General features: G+C 60.1%; 10 protein-coding genes and 2 pseudogenes. 5 read left to right on the top strand and 7 right to left on the bottom strand.

Features of this window, described 5'->3' with window-relative positions; translation table 11 throughout:
• The first annotated feature begins 86 nt into the window (after positions 1 to 86).
• The 3 genes from V8G57_RS17915 to V8G57_RS17905 all read left to right on the top strand — a co-directional run bounded on the left by V8G57_RS17915 (position 87) and on the right by V8G57_RS17905 (position 4,977).
• A complete protein-coding gene (locus tag V8G57_RS17915; RefSeq protein ID WP_092397552.1) occupies positions 87 to 1,235 on the top strand; it encodes a glycosyltransferase family 4 protein in 1,149 nt (382 codons plus the stop codon).
• 141 nt (positions 1,236 to 1,376) lie between these two features.
• A complete protein-coding gene (locus tag V8G57_RS17910; RefSeq protein ID WP_342830527.1) occupies positions 1,377 to 3,122 on the top strand; it encodes a GGDEF domain-containing protein in 1,746 nt (581 codons plus the stop codon).
• A gap of 103 nt (positions 3,123 to 3,225) precedes the next feature.
• The gene (locus V8G57_RS17905; RefSeq protein WP_342830526.1) at positions 3,226 to 4,977 is read left to right on the top strand and encodes a DUF885 domain-containing protein; all 1,752 of its coding nucleotides are present in this window, start codon (positions 3,226 to 3,228) and stop codon (positions 4,975 to 4,977) included.
• Between the two features lie 30 nt (positions 4,978 to 5,007).
• Here the strand turns inward: V8G57_RS17905 and V8G57_RS17900 are convergent.
• The 3 genes and pseudogenes from V8G57_RS17900 to cadR form a co-directional block, all read right to left on the bottom strand.
• Positions 5,008 to 5,160: pseudogene (locus tag V8G57_RS17900) on the bottom strand (LysR family transcriptional regulator); the annotation flags it as partial.
• Positions 5,161 to 5,188: 28 nt separating this feature from the next.
• A complete protein-coding gene (locus V8G57_RS17895) occupies positions 5,189 to 6,070 on the bottom strand; it encodes a LysR substrate-binding domain-containing protein (RefSeq protein WP_342830525.1) in 882 nt (293 codons plus the stop codon).
• 6 nt (positions 6,071 to 6,076) lie between these two features.
• Entirely contained in the window at positions 6,077 to 6,532 is a 456-nt protein-coding gene (gene cadR / locus V8G57_RS17890) for a Cd(II)/Pb(II)-responsive transcriptional regulator (RefSeq protein WP_092397543.1), read from the bottom strand.
• A gap of 116 nt (positions 6,533 to 6,648) precedes the next feature.
• Between cadR and V8G57_RS17885 the strand changes: the two genes are divergently transcribed.
• Entirely contained in the window at positions 6,649 to 8,961 is a 2,313-nt protein-coding gene (locus V8G57_RS17885) for a heavy metal translocating P-type ATPase (protein WP_342830523.1), read from the top strand.
• On the opposite strand, the gene V8G57_RS17880 is transcribed toward V8G57_RS17885, so the two are convergent.
• Complete coding sequence (locus V8G57_RS17880; RefSeq protein ID WP_175500996.1) at positions 8,962 to 10,569, bottom strand: bifunctional protein tyrosine phosphatase family protein/NAD(P)/FAD-dependent oxidoreductase; 1,608 nt, start codon at positions 10,567 to 10,569, stop codon at positions 8,962 to 8,964.
• 411 nt (positions 10,570 to 10,980) lie between these two features.
• Between V8G57_RS17880 and V8G57_RS17875 the strand changes: the two genes are divergently transcribed.
• On the top strand, positions 10,981 to 11,850 hold the full coding sequence (locus V8G57_RS17875) for an MBL fold metallo-hydrolase (protein WP_092397537.1): 870 nt from the start codon (positions 10,981 to 10,983) through the stop codon (positions 11,848 to 11,850).
• A gap of 11 nt (positions 11,851 to 11,861) precedes the next feature.
• Here the strand turns inward: V8G57_RS17875 and V8G57_RS17870 are convergent.
• The 3 genes and pseudogenes from V8G57_RS17870 to V8G57_RS17860 form a co-directional block, all read right to left on the bottom strand.
• A pseudogene (locus V8G57_RS17870) lies at positions 11,862 to 11,978 on the bottom strand (DUF924 family protein); the annotation flags it as partial.
• An 80-nt stretch (positions 11,979 to 12,058) separates the two neighbouring features.
• The gene (locus tag V8G57_RS17865) at positions 12,059 to 12,430 is read right to left on the bottom strand and encodes a cupin domain-containing protein (RefSeq protein ID WP_092397535.1); all 372 of its coding nucleotides are present in this window, start codon (positions 12,428 to 12,430) and stop codon (positions 12,059 to 12,061) included.
• 67 nt (positions 12,431 to 12,497) lie between these two features.
• Positions 12,498 to 13,463: a M14 family metallopeptidase gene (locus tag V8G57_RS17860; RefSeq protein ID WP_342830522.1), complete on the bottom strand. Its 966-nt coding sequence runs from the start codon at positions 13,461 to 13,463 to the stop codon at positions 12,498 to 12,500.
• Between the last annotated feature and the right edge of the window lie 7 nt (positions 13,464 to 13,470).

Raw genomic sequence — 13,470 nt, 5'->3', positions numbered from 1 at the left:
TGGGATAGGCGGCCCTGATAAATAGAAAATAGCCTTTCACTTCTGGCCGGAACAGAAGATGGGGCAGATTACGAGAGGAGTGTGTAATGCGGGTTCTTCATTTCTACAAGACTTATCAGTCGGAATCGTACGGTGGGATCGAGCAGACCATTTACCAGTTGTGCAAATGTTCGTCCGCCAGCGGCGTCGAGAGCGAAGTACTGACGCTGAGCGATGACCCTGATCCTGCCGAATTGATGTACGAAGGACACAAGGTGCATAGGGTAAAGCTCGACCTGCAGATCGCGTCGACCGGATTTTCGCTGTCCGCGCTGAAGCGTTTCGCGCAGCTTGCCGCCGAGGTCGATATCGTGCATTACCATTTTCCATGGCCATTCATGGACCTGGCCCATTTCGTTACGCGCATGAACAAGCCGAGCGTGGTGACCTATCATTCGGACATCGTGCGCTACAAGACACTGCTGCAATTGTACCGGCCGCTGATGCACCGTTTCCTGAGCAGCGTCGACGCGATTGTCGCCACTTCGCCGAATTACCTGCAAACCAGTTCCGTACTGGCCGGGTACAAGGACAAGACCCAGGTCATTCCCATCGGCCTCGACAAGAACAACTATCCGACGCCATCGACGGAGCGGATGGAGAAATGGCAAAAGCAGATCGGCGGCCGTTTCTTTTTGTTCGTGGGAGCGATCCGCTATTACAAAGGTTTGCATATCCTGCTGGATGCGGCGCGCGGCACCGATTATCCGATAGTGATCGTAGGCGCCGGACCGATCGAGCAGGAACTGAAGCAGCGGGTCCAGGAGCAGGGCTTGCGCAACGTGATCTTCCTCGGCATCGTCGACGATGAAGACAAAGTCGCATTGCTGCAGCTGTGCTACGCCATTGTGTTTCCGTCGCATCTGCGTTCCGAGGCGTTCGGCATCTCCTTGCTGGAAGGAGCCATGTACGGCAAGCCGATGATTTCCAGCGAGATCGGCACCGGCACCAGCTATATCAACAACCACCGCGAAACCGGACTGGTGGTTCCTCCCAGCGACCCGGACGCCTTCCGGCTGGCGATGCAGCAGCTTTGGGATGACCCGGAACTGGCGCGGACCATGGGAGCGCGTGCGCAAGCGCGGTATCAGAAATTGTTTACGGCCAGGGTAATGGGAGAAGGTTATGCCAGCCTCTATCGCGATGTGCTGCAAATGCACGGGCAGACGGAAACGCAGGTGAGCCTGGAAGCCTGAGCCGCCGCGCCAGAGGCGATTCTTGCGGTGTGTGATACGATCGTTTAATGAATAATCTATTTGATTTACTGTTTGAATAGATTGTAACTATTAAAAACAATGTATTACATTCCTGCATAGTCTGGACGTATGTTATTTCGTATGTCGCTCAATCGCTTGTTCTGGCTGATTTCGATCTTGCTGATGCTGCTGTTCCTGGTCTTGACCGGCAGGATCGTTAGCAGCGAATGGTCCGTATACGAACGCAGCACAAAAAGCATGCCCGCCATCAAGAATCTTCAGCTGGCATTGCTGGTTGAAGAAAAGCTGGCGGCCGAGCGCGGTCCCGGCCATTCGCTGCTGATGCAAGAAGCGGACGCTGCCGCCAGCGAGCTTGCAGGACTGGAGCAGGCGCGGTCCGCCAGCGACCAGGCGCTGGCAGCGTTACGTCATGCGGTGCAAGCCGTTCCGTCGCTGGCTGCGCAGGCAGCGGCGACAGAGCTGGCGCTGGCGGCGGCGCGCAAAGAAATCGATCTTCTGTTGTCACTGCCAAAACGGCAGCGCCATATGGCTGCCGTCGACGCCGCGCTGGAGACGATGGCAGGTGTCGACAGCGGTTTTGCCCCGGTCATCGCCACGTTGTCCGACATTGCCGTGCGGTCGGATGCGCAGCTTAGCGATGGCCTGGAAGCCGCTCTGCTGGCTTCCAGCCTGCGCAATATTGCGGGCCGGATAGGAGCGGTCTTTACCGCTCCGGTGATCGTGCAGCGTCCTTTGACTTCCCAGGAAATCCACGCATTTTTGAAACTGTCCGGACAGGTCGAGCAGCTGTATTCCGGGATTGAACTGCAGTTGCGCCCGTATCGGGACCGCCCGGCCTTGCAGGGCGCTTTGGACGAGGTGCGCGATCGTTACCTCGGCGCCAGCCTGGGATTCCTGGACGAGCTGTTCGCAAATGGACGCAGCTCGGGGAACTACGATTTGAGCGGCCGTGAAATGGTCATCCGTTACATGCCGGGAATGGCAGCAATTCCGCAACTGCGCGACCTGGTCCTGGCTGAGATGCTTCAGCAGGCCAAAGACAAGAACAGGCGGGCAGCCTTTTTCTTGCTGGCGGCAGCCGGTTTGGGATTAATTGCGCTGGCTATTTTCATTCTCCTCGCACAGGTAATACGGCAGCGGGTCCTGCGCCCGATTCTTGACGCTACCAACCTGTTCGTTTCGCTGACCGGCGAACGGTTCGACACGGCGATCCCGATACCGCGCCATGACGATGAAATCGGCGCCATGATGCGTGCAATCCATGTGCTGAAGGCGCATAGCCTGGCCAAGGTCGGCCTGGAAAAACAGCGCGAAGAAATGATTGCGCAATTGCAGACTTTGTCTGACACGGATTTCCTGACCGGCCTGCTGAACCGACGTGCCTTTTTTGCGCAAGGCGAGCAGCAGTTCGGCATTGCCCAGCGCTATCGGCGGCAATTGACGCTGATCCTGATGGACGTTGATCATTTCAAGGCAGTCAACGACCGCCACGGGCACCACGCCGGCGACCAGGTGCTGCGCGTAGTGGCGGACCTGTGCCGGCGCCATCACCGCAAGGTTGACCTGCTGGCGCGTTACGGCGGGGAAGAATTCCTCCTGATGCTGCCTGAAATCGACATGTCCCAAGGGTTTGCCGTAGCGGAAAAATTGCGCGGCGCGATCGACGCTTGCCATATCCTGCTGGACGACGGCGCGATGCTCAATGTCACTGCCAGTTTTGGCGTCGTGGCATTTGAATCCGACGAGGACCTTGAAAGCCTGATCCGCCGCGCCGACCAGGCTTTGTACCAGGCCAAGCACAGCGGCCGCAACACAGTCGTGGCGACTCCGAAGGGGAAACAAGACGAAACGATTGCCTTCGCCTGATACCTGTTTTGAGGCTGCAGTCCAACCCTCGCAGAGAGATTTCCATCAAGAAATTTTTCCGTTTTAGTTTGCTAGAATGGCGGGCTAATCTTCGGAGACACAGATGAATAAATTCCTTTTTCTTTTTACCTTGCTGCTGGCGCCGCTCGGCCACGCAGCCACGCCGCAGCAGCAACTCAATGCGCTGTTCGAAAGCGACTGGCAGTGGAGCATGCGCAACGCGCCTGAATTTGCCACTGCGGTCGGCGACAACCGTTATAACGACCGCCTGTCGGATGTCTCGCTGGCCGCCAGCCTGGCCGGCACCGCCCACCAGCAGCAGATGCTGCAGCAAGCCGAGCGTATCGACCGCGGCAAGCTGAGCGGACAGGACCTGCTTTCTTACGACCTGTTTATCTATGAAAAACAGAAAAACATCCAGGCCGCCAAGTTTTATCCCTATAACCCTGAGCCGATTTCGCAGCTGAGCGGCGTCCAGTTCGAGTTTCCGCAGCTGGTTGCGCAAACGCCGTTCAAGACGGCCAAGGATTACCGCAATTACCTGGGACGCTTGCGCGCCTTGCCCAACTATGTCGACGGCGTGATCGCGCAATTGCAGCAAGGCGTCAAATCCGGCTGGGTCGCGCCCAAGGTTACGATGAGCGTGGTTCCCGGGCAGTTGCAGGAATTTGTCGCCAAGCTCGACAGCAGCCCGCTGGCCGCACCTTTCAAAAACATGCCGGCGTCGATCCCGGCGGCGCAGCGCGCAAGCCTGGCGCGCGAAGGCGAGCGCTTGCTGCATGAAGGCGTGGCGCCGGCTTTCCGCAAGCTGAACGCGTACATCGGCGATAGCTACCTGCCGGCCTGCCGCGACAGCATTGCAGCATCGAACCTGCCCGGCGGCGCAGCGTACTACGCTTACAAGGTCAAGGAAAACACGACCACCAGCATGACGCCGCAAGCGATCCACGATGTCGGCTTGCAGGAAGTGGCGCGGATCCAGGGTGAAATGAAGCTGGTGATGGAGCAGACCGGTTTCAAGGGCACGTTTGCGGAATTCATCACCTTCCTGAATACCGATCCGCGTTTCTATTACACCAGGCCGGAAGATCTGCTGGCCGGCTACAAGGACATCATCAAGAAATCTTCCATCCAGCTGCCGCGCTTTTTTGCCGATGTTCCGCGCGCGCCGGTCGACGTCAAAGCGGTGCCGGAAGTGGGCGCCGAAAACCAGGCCGGCGCTTATTACGAACCAGGGACGCCGGACGGTTCGCGCCCGGGCTACTTCTTCGCCAACCTGTCGAAACTCGATTCGCGTCCCAAATGGGAAATGGAAACCTTGACCTTGCACGAATCGGTGCCGGGCCACCACCTGCAGATCGCGCGCGCGCAGGAAATCAAAGGTTTGCCCGAGTTCCGCCGTTTCGGCTGGTACGTGGCGTTCGGCGAAGGCTGGGCGCTGTATGCTGAAAGCCTGGGCGGCGAAATGGGTTTCTACACCGATCCCTATTCCAGGTTCGGCCATCTCAACGATGAGCTGTTCCGCGCCGCCCGCCTGGTGGTCGATACCGGCATGCATGCGCTGGGCTGGACACGGCAGCAGGCGATCGACTACATGAACGTCAACACGGCCAATCCGCCGCACGACAACCAGGTTGAAATCGATCGTTACATCGTCGATCCGGGCCAGGCCCTGGGCTACAAGATCGGCCAGCTGAAAATCAAGGCCTTGCGGGAAAAAGCGCAGCACGAACTGGGCGGCAAGTTCGACCTGCGGCGCTTTAACAACGCCGTCATCGACAACGGCGCCGTGCCGCTGGAGATGCTGGAAACGCAGATCGACCTGTGGATTGCGCAGCAGGCAGCTGCGGCTTAGCGTTCATTGCCTGAACCGGTTCCGGCCGGTTCAGGTGTAGCGGTCGGCCAGCAGCCTGGCGATCCAGTCGACAAACACCCGCACCCGCGGCGACAGGTGTTTGTTGTGGGCGTACACCACCGATACCGGCAACGGCGCCGGCCTGAAATCCGGCAGCACTTCTTCGACGGCGCCGTTCTCCAGCTGAGTTTGTTCCGAGTGAAAGCGAGCCCTAGAGCTTCAGCTGCAGGAAATCCAGGAAGCAGGTGATGCGCCGCGCCAGCTGGGTATTCCTGTAGTACACTGCGTGGATCTGCTGGCGGTAGCCATTGTTATGCTCCGCCAGGATATCGACCAGGGTTCCCCGGGCGATATCTTCGCGCACCATGAAAGCCGACAGGCAGGTGATTCCCAGGCCATGCAGCGCCAGCTGGCGTATGGTTTCGCCGCCGGACGCCAGCAGCGTCGGGCTGATCGCCAGGTTCTCTTCCTGTTCCAGCCGCAGCGGCCAGGTGTTGAGCGATTCCGGCTGGGTGAAGCCGATCAGCTGGTGCTGCTTCAATTCTTTCGCGCTGGCCGGCGTGCCATGCCGGCGCAGGTATTCGGGGCTGGCGACGATGTGCTGCAGGCTGGCGCCCAGGCGGCGCGCATGCAGCATCGAGTCTTGCAGCGCGCCGTGGCGGATGGCGATGTCGGTGCGCTGCTGCAGCAGGTCGATGTTCTGGTCGTTGCTGGTCAGCTCAAGCGTGATGTCCGGGTAGCTGCTGCGGAATTCGGCAATGTGCGGCACTATGCAATGCAGCATGAAGGGCGGCGAAGCGTCCACCCGCAGGCGTCCCGACGGCCTTTGATGGCGCACCTGGATCGCTTCTTCGGCTTCCTCCATCGCGGCAATGATGGTGCGCGCCTTTTCCAGGAAAAGATGGCCTTCTTCCGTCAGCTCCATGCGGCGCGTAGTGCGCGTGAGGAGGGAGGTGGCCAGTTTCTGCTCCAGCCGCGACAACGCCCGGCTCAGGCCGGAGGTGGTCTGGCCCAGCTGTTCGGCGGCGGCGCTGAGCGTGCCGCTGTCAACCACGGCAATGAAAATCCGCAGATCGTCTGAGTGGATGTTCATCTGGTCTTAATGGACGCCGCCGCCATGGCTGCCCAGGTTGGCGGGCGCTTCGTCTTCCATGCTGGCCAGGCCTTGCAGGATGCCGCAATCCTTGGCGGCCTGGCTTCTCTGGCATTGCTTGCGCAGCTGTTTCAGCTGGATTTGCAATGCCTTCAATTCGCTGATGCGGTCGGCCACGTGCTCGATATGATGGTCCAGCAGGCTGTTGACCTCCGCGCAATTGTCTTCCGGCAAATCGCGGAACTGCAATAGCCGGCGCACTTCGTCCAGCGTCATGTCCAGCGAACGGCAATGGCGGATGAACTGCAGGCGTTCGATATGCGCCTGTCCGTACAGGCGGTAATTGTTTTGCGAGCGTGCCGCCAGCGGCAGCAAGCCCTCGCGCTCGTAATAGCGGATGGTTTCCACCGGACAGCCGGCATGGCTGGCCAGCTCCCCGATTTTGAGTGAAATTGCGCTCATGGCGGCTCTTCCAAGGTTATTTCAAGATAAATCCTTGACCTTATAGTAGCTACAGGGTTTTAAATACGCAAGGAGTAATCGATTGCATCCTCAAAACCCGAGTCAAGGAGTACACCATGGGCCGTTGCGAGCACGACCATAGCGACCATCGCGACCATCACGATCACCGGCATGGCCATGATCATAAGCATGACCATCAGCGCCAGCATGCGCAGGCAGACGCGGGCGCGTCCGCCGCCGGCCATGCGCCGCTGGTTGCAGGCGCGGAACAGGCGGTGTTCCTGATCCAGAAAATGGATTGCCCGACCGAGGAAAAACTGATCCGCGACAGGTTCAAGAACATGGCAGGGATCGAAGCCATGCAATTCAACCTGATCCAGCGCGAGCTGACGGTCCAGCATCGCCTGCCGTCGGTGGACGCCATTGTCGCCACCTTGCAGGCGCTGGACATGGCGCCGGCGCTCAAATCGGACACGCTGACCGGCGCCGTCGATCTGACCGTCGGCGCCGGCGCCGGCGACGGCGCTTTCAAGATATCCCGCAGGAAGTGGCTGCTGATGGCGCTCTCCGGCATGACAGCGGTAGGCGCCGAGGCAGTGGCGTGGAGCGGCGGCCAGGATGGCTCATGGCTGGTGATCGGCCTGGCGCTGGCGGCGATCCTGAGCGGCGGCCTGGATACCTTGAAAAAGGGCTGGATCGCGCTGCGCAATTTTTCGCTCAACATGAATTTCCTGATGTCGCTGGCAGTGATCGGCGCCGCCGTCATCGGCCAATGGCCGGAAGCTGCAGTGGTGATTTTCCTGTTCGCGCTGGCGGAAATGATCGAAGCCCTGTCGCTGGACCGGGCCCGCAATGCGATCAAGGGGCTGATGGCGATGGCGCCGGACCTGGCGACGGTGCAAGGCGCCGGCGGCGAGTGGCGTGAAATCGCTACCGGCGAGGTGGCGCTGGCCGCGCTGATCCGCGTCAAGCCGGGCGCCCGGGTTCCGCTGGACGGCGTGGTGACGGAAGGGCAGACCACCATCAACCAGGCGGCCATTACCGGCGAGAGCATGCCGGTGGAGAAACAGGCCGGCGACCAGGTGTTCGCCGGCACCATCAACGAGCGTGGTTCTTTCGTTTACCGGGTGAGTGCGCTGCAAGCCAATTCGACCCTGGCGCGCATCATCAAGAGCGTGCAGCAGGCGCAGGGCGAGCGCGCGCCGACCCAGCGCTTTGTCGATCAGTTTGCCCGTTACTACATCCCCGCGGTAGTGCTGGCCGCGCTGCTGGTGGCGGCCTTGCCGCCGCTGCTGATGGGGGCGGCGTTTTATCCGTGGCTGTACAAGGCACTGGTGCTGCTGGTGATTGCCTGTCCTTGCGCGCTGGTGATTTCGACCCCGGTGACGGTGGTGAGCGGGCTAGCGGCGGCTGCCAGGAACGGCGTGCTGATCAAAGGCGGGGTGTACCTGGAGATGGGACGCAAGATCAAGGCGCTGGCCCTGGATAAAACCGGCACGCTGACCCTGGGCAAACCGCGCGTCACCGACGTGCAGCTGGTGCAGCCGGTTGCCGCTGGCGATGGCAGCCGGCTGCTGCAGTTGCAGCGCCTGGCGGCCAGCCTGGCCAGCCGTTCCGATCATCCGGTATCGGGCGCGGTGGCGGCGCACTGGCAGGGCCTGGGGCATGCCGGGAACTTGTTTGAAGTCAGCGCGTTTGAAGCGCTCACCGGCCGCGGCGTGCAGGGCAGCATCGACGGCCGGCAATTCTATCTGGGCAATCATCGCCTGGTGCATGAGATGGATATCTGCAGCCCGGCTTTGGAAGCGCGCTTGTCGGCGCTGGAGAGCGAAGGCAAGACCACCGTGGTGCTGTGTTCGGCGACCGAGCCCCTGTTGATCCTGGCGGTGGCCGACACGGTGCGCGGTATCGCGGCAGAAGCGGTCGCCAGGCTGCATGCGGTCGGAGTCGAGGCTGTCATGCTGACCGGCGACAACGCGCATACCGCGCAAGCCATCGCGGCCCAGGTCGGCATCAGCGACGCCCGCGGCGACCAGCTGCCGCAAGACAAGCGCGACGCCATCAATGACCTGCGCGCGCGTTACGGCTGTGTCGGCATGGTGGGCGACGGCATCAACGATGCGCCGGCGCTGGCGCAAGCCGATATCGGTTTTGCGATGGGAGCGGCAGGCAGCGATACGGCGCTGGAAACCGCCGACGTGGCGCTGATGGATGACGACCTGCGCAAGATCGCGGATTTCATCCGCTTGAGTAAAAAGACGCATACGGTGCTGATGCAAAACATCACCCTGGCGCTGGGCATCAAGGCCATCTTCCTGGTGCTGGCCCTGACCGGCGAAGCCACCTTGTGGATGGCGGTGTTCGCCGATATGGGAGCGAGCTTGCTGGTGGTGTTCAACGGCTTGAGGTTGCTGCGGGCATTGCGCTGATTACGGATTCTCGATGGATTCCGAGGACTTCGCCAGCCACTCGCGGCCCTTGAGCATCAGCTTCCAGTAGACCCAGGGCAGCACGGAGGTCTTCAGCAGCCAGGCGCTGCGGCGGGCAATGGTCGGGTCGAGCCGGAAGGTTGGCAGCAGCTTGCCGCCGTAACCGAACTCGGCCAGTATGACCTTGCCCTTTTCCACCGTCAGCGGGCAAGCGCCGTAACCGTCGTAACGCGCGTCCAGCGGTTTGCCGGCGCAGGCGGCGAGCAGGTTGCTAGCCACCACCACGGCTTGCTTGCGGATTGCCGCCACGGTCTTGGCGTTGGCGGTCGAGCACACATCTCCCAGCGCGAACACATTCCGGTAGCGGACGTGCCGCAGCGAAGCCGGATCGACTTCGCACCAGCCGTCGGCGTTGGCCAGGGGACTGTTGCGCACTGCGTCCGGGGCAACCTGCGGCGGCACCGCGTGCAGCATGTCAAACGGTTTTTGCTGGCGGCTGGTATTGCCGGAATTGTCCTTGACGTCGAACCAGGCCAGCTTGTTTTCACCATCGACCTTGACCAGGTTCGATTCAAGCACCAGGCGCGCCTGGTATTTTCCGACGTAGCGCATCAGCGCCGGCACGAATGCCGCGACGCCGAACAGTGCGCTGCCGGCGTTATTGAATTCAACTTCTATCCGCTTCAGCACGCCTTTGCGCAGCCAGTAGTCGCACGACAGGTACATGGCTTTTTGCGGTGCGCCGGCGCATTTGATCGGCATGGCCGGCTGTGAAAACAGCGCCTTGCCTTGTTTGAGCTGCGACACCAGCTGCCAGGTATATGGCGCCAGGTCGTAGCGGTAGTTCGACGTCACGCCATTTTTTCCTAATGTTTGCTCCAACCCTTCGATCTTCTCCCAGGCCAGCCGCAAGCCGGGGCAGACAATCAATTGCTGGTAGGCGATCAGGCAGCCGTTGTCGAGCCGGATGCGGTTATGGTCGGGCAGGAATTCCGCTGCCGCATGCTGGACCCACTGTGCGCCTTCAGGTATCAGCGACGCCATCGGCCGCACGGTTTTTCTGCTGTCGAAAATGCCGCGCCCGACCAGCGTCCAGGCCGGTTGGTAATAATGCAGGCTGCTCGGCTCGATGATGGCGACCTGGGCGTTGGGAGCGCGCTTGAGCAAGCTGCTCGCGACCGCGATGCCGGCGGAACCGCCGCCGACGATCACGATTTCATACTGCTTGAGCTTGTCGTTGCCTGCGCCGGCGGCCTGGATCGGCGCGTCGATCAGGTTTGCCAGCCGGAAGATGTTGGTCGAGCGGTTGCCGGTACGGCAAAAGGCAAGGACAGGAGCCGGCAGGTCGGCCAGCAGCCGGCGCAGCGCCATGCCATGTTCTTTGCTGAGATGGGTGGCGTCGGCGGGCAGGTAGCTGAAGGCAAGGCCGAGCGCTTCGCAAGCTGCGGCCAGGTCCTTGCTGCTGGCGTGGTGGCCGCCGTCTTCGCCGTCGGGCCGGTTGCAGATCACCGATTTGTAGCCGGCGGCCAGGATAACCGGCAAGTCTTCCAGTTCGATTTGGCTGGCAGTTGAAAATAAGTCGTTATGCTTGAAGATATTAAAGCTCATAGGTGCTGATTCCATCGTGATGGGCGGGTGGCACTACTTACTTGGTTTTGCTTGAGTCTTCTTATTTCCAGTCTGATCCTGGCAAGCGCATGCGGCGCGACGGGCGATGGCGGCAGCCTGTTAAAGATGGTAAGGCGGGAAGGCGTGGATAATGATGCTTTTACGGCGCCTTGGGAGACTGACCGGAGCCAGGGATTGACCTTCGGTTACCAATTCTGTTAACAATGTGCGGTCAGGGTTCGCGGCCGCGCCATATCTTGTTTTTCTCCAGTGAGGTTATCTGTTAAAACGTAGCGTTGCTGCTTGCCTGCTACTTGTTTGATTGTTAATAATATAAGATGGATTAGGCATTTGTCAATGTTGTATATAGTTATATATAGTTATGTACTGTTAAGTTTGAGGTGGAGATAGATGGCACGTCCGCAAATAGAAGTCATTTTTGACGAGAATACCGCCACGTTTACTTACGTGGTTTATGCCGCTGCAGGCAGCGAATGCGCGATCATCGATCCGGTGCTTGATTACGATCCGGTCGCCGGCCGCACCGCAACTACCTCGGCCGACCGCGTGATCGAATTCGTGCGCAGCAAGGACTTGAAGGTGCAATGGCTGCTGGAAACCCATGCCCATGCCGATCACATTTCGGCGGCGCCCTATCTGCGCCGGCGCTTGGGCGGCGCAATCGCCATCGGCGACCAGATCAGGGTGGTGCAGGGCGTATTCAAAAAAATATTCAACCTGCAATCGGAATTTTTGCTGGATGGCAGCCAGTTCGACCACTTGTTCGCGCCAGGCGAGATTTTCCATATCGGCAGCTTGCGCGCGCAGGCGCTGCATGTGCCGGGCCACACGCCAGCCGACATGGCATATCTGGTGGGCGACGACGTCGCGTTTGTCGGCGACACGCTGTTCATGCCCGACCTCGGCAGCGCGCGCTGCGACTTCCCCGGCGGCAGCGCCAGCAGCCTGTATCGCTCAGTGAGCAAGTTGCTGGCTTTGCCGCCGTCGACCCGGCTGTTCGTATGCCACGACTATCCGCCGGACGGACGGCCTCCTGCCTGCGAAGCGACAGTTGCTCAGCAGCGTACAGAAAACATCCATGTGCGCGACGGCATCAGCGAAAGCGAATTCATCGCCATGCGCAACCAGCGCGACGCCACGCTGGCCTTGCCGACCCTGATGCTGCCGTCGATCCAGCTCAACATCTGCGCCGGCGTGCTGCCGGCGGCGGAAGAGAACGGCGTGAGTTACCTGAAGATTCCCTTGAACGTCGCTTTTTAAGGCAAAACGGCTTAAAAGGACGATCCGGGCTGCCGCAGGAATTCCAGTTCTTCAGGCGTCGACTGGCGTTGCAGGATCTGGTTGCGGTGCGGGAAGCGGCCAAAGCGGGCGATGATGCCGCTCCTCCTGAGAAGGCTCGGCAAGCGTATCACTTCCGCCCGCCTCCTTGGTCTTGCCTGAGGGGCACTTCAGCGGCGAGTCAGTCGGATCAGAGATTGCGGTCGGTTACGACATAAAACTTGCTGGCGCTCTCGACGATTTCAAACATGCCGGTAAAGCCGGGCGGGATGATGCCGGTGTCGCCGGGACCGAACGACTTGACTGCACCGGTGCTGTCGCAGCTGATTTCGACTTTGCCGGTAAGGATGTGAAAGAATTCATGTTTGGATGTTGCCATTGAAATCTTGTAGGCGCCGGTTTCTGCACTCCAGATACCGGAACTCAATCCGAATGAAGGGTCAACGAAATAACTGCGTGTGGTTCTTTGCGGTGCGCCCTTGACGCGCATCTCCGGATCCGGCTGGCGAACGGAAATATCTGGTTGGATCTCGGCGTAGCTGATGATGGTTGCAGTTGTCATGGTGAGTAGCGGATGCGGGCGTTAAAAAAATTGAGACAGTCGTAGTCGGTGTTGAAAATGTAGATGGCTAGTCCAGAATGCGTCCGAAACGGACCACCGTGACACCGGGCCGCAGCTGACGCAAGGATGGCATCACCAATACGCAATCAGGATAGGGAGTGGTGACTGGCTGGCCGCTGTCCCAGCCGATTACCGTGCCTTGTTCGGCAAAGGTTTCGAGGCCGGTATAGGCGCCGGCAAAGCGGAAGTCCATGCTGCTGGCGACTACCGGTTGCGTAACCTGGATCACGATGCTGGCGGTAGACGGCTCAGGCCACCAATCGTCCGGCAAGTCGCTGCGTTCGATGACACCGGCCAGCAACAGGAAGCGCGCGGTACTGTGCTTGGCAACCGTGACACTGGCAGCTTCCCAGTGCTGGCCGCACTCGATCAACAACGCGTTTCTAGCGCTGGCGTTGTCGCCAAAGGCGCCATAGTCGCGCATGCGGCGACCCTCGGGATGGCCGGCATCGCTGATCACATGCTGAGGAATATTCAATTGCCGCGCCAGCGCTATGCCTTTGGGCAGCGGGCCGGAAACGATCAGCGGTGCGCTGCGTTCATGCATGGAATGAATGTCCAGCAATAAATCGACCGTATCGATCACCGGCAACATGGCGCGCGCGCGGCGCAATTCGGACGAATCACGCGTTTGGTCGTCAAGCACTTCGCGGGTCCAGACGCGATTCAAATCTTGATCGACAAAACGCGATGCATCCGGGCGCAGCGGATCGAAGCGCTGGTATCCCTCGACATTTGCGAAGGACAGCGTCAATTTGCCACGACGTGGCTTGAGGTCAAGATCCAGTAATGCCTTGACCACGATTGCGCCGCACACTTCGTTGCCATGCGTGAGGGCATTGATCATGACGTGAAGGCCATCGCCCTGCGAGGAAAAGCTATGCACGTACGGGATATCGGTATTGCCCGCACTGTAGGGCAGCAGATCGGGAAAGGCGATTTCGATCGGATATTCAGGGAAGGCGCTGCTCATGGCTTCG

It is taken from the genome of Collimonas rhizosphaerae (assembly GCF_038896935.1).
In the GTDB taxonomy this organism is placed as follows: domain Bacteria; phylum Pseudomonadota; class Gammaproteobacteria; order Burkholderiales; family Burkholderiaceae_D; genus Collimonas; species Collimonas rhizosphaerae.
Note: the sequence above shows the minus strand (reverse complement) of the source record. Positions and strands in the feature narration are given on the sequence as shown.

What these genes read in the sequence shown, in the direction of transcription:
- V8G57_RS17895 (WP_342830525.1), bottom strand. Translation starts at nt 6,070, where the DNA reads ATGAACATCCACTCAGACGATCTGCGGATTTTCATTGCCGTGGTTGAC.
- V8G57_RS17915 (WP_092397552.1), top strand. Translation starts at nt 87, where the DNA reads ATGCGGGTTCTTCATTTCTACAAGACTTATCAGTCGGAATCGTACGGT.
- V8G57_RS17875 (WP_092397537.1), top strand. Translation starts at nt 10,981, where the DNA reads ATGGCACGTCCGCAAATAGAAGTCATTTTTGACGAGAATACCGCCACG.
- cadR (WP_092397543.1), bottom strand. Translation starts at nt 6,532, where the DNA reads ATGAGCGCAATTTCACTCAAAATCGGGGAGCTGGCCAGCCATGCCGGC.
- V8G57_RS17905 (WP_342830526.1), top strand. Translation starts at nt 3,226, where the DNA reads ATGAATAAATTCCTTTTTCTTTTTACCTTGCTGCTGGCGCCGCTCGGC.
- V8G57_RS17860 (WP_342830522.1), bottom strand. Translation starts at nt 13,463, where the DNA reads ATGAGCAGCGCCTTCCCTGAATATCCGATCGAAATCGCCTTTCCCGAT.
- V8G57_RS17885 (WP_342830523.1), top strand. Translation starts at nt 6,649, where the DNA reads ATGGGCCGTTGCGAGCACGACCATAGCGACCATCGCGACCATCACGAT.
- V8G57_RS17880 (WP_175500996.1), bottom strand. Translation starts at nt 10,569, where the DNA reads ATGAGCTTTAATATCTTCAAGCATAACGACTTATTTTCAACTGCCAGC.
- V8G57_RS17910 (WP_342830527.1), top strand. Translation starts at nt 1,377, where the DNA reads ATGTCGCTCAATCGCTTGTTCTGGCTGATTTCGATCTTGCTGATGCTG.
- V8G57_RS17865 (WP_092397535.1), bottom strand. Translation starts at nt 12,430, where the DNA reads ATGACAACTGCAACCATCATCAGCTACGCCGAGATCCAACCAGATATT.